Raw genomic sequence first — 2625 nt, forward strand, 5'->3', positions numbered from 1 at the left:
TGATTGATGCATAGACCAAAGAGTGTTGGTGACAACAGACATCCTTGTTTAATCCCAATAGTGCTTACAATAATTTCTCCTCTTTCCATGCGCAATTGACACATCACTTTCTCATAGATTTGAGAAACCTCAAGCATAAACTCACTTGTCACTTGGAGTTCTTCCATCATTCTCCACAAATTGTTACGTGGAATCATATCAAAGGATTTCTGAAAGTCCACAAAAAAACAATACAATCGCTTGTCTTTCAACCGACTTTCCTCCATGAGAACACGAAGAGTGACAAGATGATCAATGGTGCTATGGCATCGACGAAAACCCGCTTGTCCCTTTGCACGCTTGTCATTCTCTTCAGCCCAATCACTCAATTTTATCTCCATTATGCACCCAAACAACTTTTCCATAAGAGACCCAATCATTATAGTCCGGTAGTTGTTTACATTCTTTACATCCCCTCCTTTATGCAAAGGCTTGACCCAATTAGTGCTCCAATCACAAGGCACACCACGTTGAAGTGCAAGGTTGAAGATATCACACATCCACTCATGGGTAAAATCTCCCGTCCATTTAATCATTTCTAGCTTGATACCTTGAAGTTCTCCCGCTTTGCGAGTGGCCAACTTTTCAAGCCCACCGCATACATCCTCAATAGTAAAAAAAGACGGCATACATGGGAGTGAACCATAAAATGGCATTTTTTCAGTATTTTCTTGCTCATATAATTGCCTACACTGTGTGTATATATCCACTAGACTCAAGTTACCAAAATTCTCAACCCGCTTGCCCCTCAAGTTTCTCCAAAATCTTCCACATGCATGTGCCTTTTCTTGGACTTGAAATTCTTGTTGCTTTACTTCCCATCTTCTTCTCTTCTTTTGAATCAATGCCTTGTATGTATGCAATGACTTTGATAGTTGTCTTTGTCCATAGTTGCATCAAGCTTTATCAAAGACTTTCGAGCATCTTGACATTCTTTATCAAACCACCTTTTGCATGATCTATCTTTGTTGATACCATGGAGATGCTTTATGGCAAAGCATTCTTTGGCACAAGAACAAATAACTTTCTTGAAAGCTTCCCATTTAGTTTCCAATGGTGCATCATATTGAAGCTTTGTCATCCATAATTTTTGCTCAACCATTTCAATGTACATTGGTGCCCGTTTGAAATCCATACATAGTGATAACTTCTCTTCCCTTTGGGTGAGATTATCATGCTTAGTTGCTTCTCCACATGCAAGGTCAATACATAAGGTCCAATTGTCTGATTTTGAAGTCCATTGGCCAAACATAAAACTCTTTATGCGATACATGATGGCTTTGGAGAGTAGCATATAGTCAATCACACTATCCCCATTATGTTTTCTACATGTAAATCCATTGGTTCCACTCCACAAAGATACACCATTGGCAATGAGCATACCCGTGCTATTACACATGTGTAAAAGTAACTTTCCATAGTGATCCGGCTCTTTCTCATCCATTGAAGTACAATCATACAAGTGAACTTCCTCCAACTCCCTTGAAATGTATGGCATATCAAATTGTTGAGTATCATGTTGCAATGTTTTTGTGCGAGCATTCATATCCCCAAATACAATAACATCACCTTCACCTTTGAAATAAGCAATGTCCTCTTCCAAATCAGAAAATGGTTGATCTCTATCCATGCAAGCATAAAAGGGTAAATCATGATGAGGAATGAAGCAAATGGGTGTTCTTTTTGGTGTCATAATTTTCAGCCATACATAACGTTTGTACTTGTCATCTTTCACAATTGATACAAAATCTTCCAATCCTTTCTTAACCATACATGCTACCCCTCCTTGTCCTCTTCGTTGCTTGAGATTCTTTGACCACATCAATGAATGTACATTGTAATCCTCCAAGCCGTTAATCCTTTGTGTATCATGCTCCCAAGTTTCAACAAGAAGTACAACATCGGCTTTGCTTGTTAGTTCATCAATGCCAACCCCCGCATTCCATGGGTATCCATTACAATTCCAAAAGCATATTTTCAATTGTAACTCGGTCTCATAGGTCACGCATCCCTATTTGCTTGAGAGACTTGCCTCCTCCTTGGGCACATTTTCTTCATGAGAGATCTCCTTGTTTTTATTATTCTTTTCCTCATATGCCTTGCGACGCATATTTTGTTGCTTAATAGTGCGATCTTCACATACAAAACATTTTGTATCCCTCAAATAGATCCAACTATTATCAAGGATAATCTTTCGCTCGGTCTCATCCGGCATGGTGCATACAATTGGCCGTTCTCCCGAGTGAGGAGCTCCTTGCTTCCCCACTCTATGTGCTCCATAGACCATAACTCCGGACATGCCAAAGTGGGTTTTGAAGAAATCTTCAATAACAATGGCAAGAGAAGGAGGTGTCTCTAACTTCTCTTCGGGAATTCCACGAATAACAATGATCTTGGAACGTCGCTCCCGTTCCTTCAACTCCTCCACATCCACATTCTCAACATTCTTTGTTTGAGCCATAGCTTGCATGAGTGAGGAATTAGAAACCACATTGCTACCACATACATCAGCCCAAGACTTGTTTGTGCATACATTTTTCATGTCGGATACATCCCGGCTCATAGTGTCAAATTTCTCCTCTTTCA

General features: G+C 39.8%; 3 protein-coding genes. All 3 read right to left on the reverse strand.

Annotated features, from left to right (window positions below):
- Positions 1-884 (reverse strand): reverse transcriptase domain-containing protein (locus DD606_RS24480; RefSeq protein ID WP_139158357.1); only part of this gene is annotated, 884 nt, incomplete at its 3' end.
- Positions 881-2044: an endonuclease/exonuclease/phosphatase family protein gene (locus DD606_RS24485; protein ID WP_129259368.1), complete on the reverse strand. Its 1164-nt coding sequence runs from the start codon at positions 2042-2044 to the stop codon at positions 881-883. The genes DD606_RS24485 and DD606_RS24480, both read right to left, overlap by 4 nt.
- Before the next feature lie 6 nt (positions 2045-2050).
- A partial coding sequence (locus tag DD606_RS24490; RefSeq protein ID WP_219824228.1) for a hypothetical protein occupies positions 2051-2625 on the reverse strand: 575 nt, incomplete at its 5' end.

Source organism: Enterobacter cloacae complex sp. GF14B (assembly GCF_004136805.1).
GTDB classification, from domain to species: domain Bacteria; phylum Pseudomonadota; class Gammaproteobacteria; order Enterobacterales; family Enterobacteriaceae; genus Enterobacter; species Enterobacter hormaechei_C.